The following is a 646-nucleotide window of genomic DNA, read 5'->3' as shown; positions in this document are numbered from 1 at the left end:
TATGTTTTTCAAACAGATTGGTTTAGTCACAATATTCCTAGTTTAGATATTATTTTTGATCAATTGAAACCTACACGAATTTTAGAAATAGGTTCATTTGAAGGGCGTTCAACACTTCATTTTATGGAAAAGATGAGTGAATATGCAGAAACTATAGAAATCTATTGTATAGATAGTTGGGAAGGAGGACTAGAACATAAAGAAAATTGGAATATGGATACCGTAGAGCAAGTCTTTGAACACAATATGCATCTAGCTATTCAGCAATATCCAAGAACAACACTTTTTAAATGTAAAGGGTATTCACACCCTAAAATGATGGAATTACTGGTAGAAGGAAAGAAAGGCTATTTTGATTTCGTTTATGTTGATGGCTCTCACGAAGCTCCAGATGTATTGTTAGATGCTCTATTAGCTCATCAATTAGTAAGGGTTGGCGGAGTCATTGCATTTGATGATTATTTATGGTCTCCAAAAAGTTGGAATGAAGCAGATCACTATTTGTTAGTAAAACCAGCCGTAGATAGTTATGTTAATACATATCAGCGTAAGGTTTCTGTAATTCAATCATTACCAACTTACCAATTATATGTAGTGAAAATATCAGAATAATAGAGTTAAAGCTGAATTTTTCAACAAATGATAA

Annotated in this window: 1 protein-coding gene; it reads left to right on the top strand. The window is 32.2% G+C overall.

Annotated elements, in window-relative coordinates; all coding sequences use genetic code 11:
• The coding region (locus ACWIW0_RS11325) for a class I SAM-dependent methyltransferase (RefSeq protein ID WP_454453398.1) at positions 1 to 612 on the top strand (612 nt) is incomplete at its 5' end.
• Positions 613 to 646 lie beyond the last annotated feature (34 nt).

The organism is Ursidibacter sp. B-7004-1 (assembly GCF_053654055.1).
The sequence above is the reverse complement of the archived record's forward strand: the minus strand, read 5'-3'. Positions and strand labels throughout refer to the sequence as shown.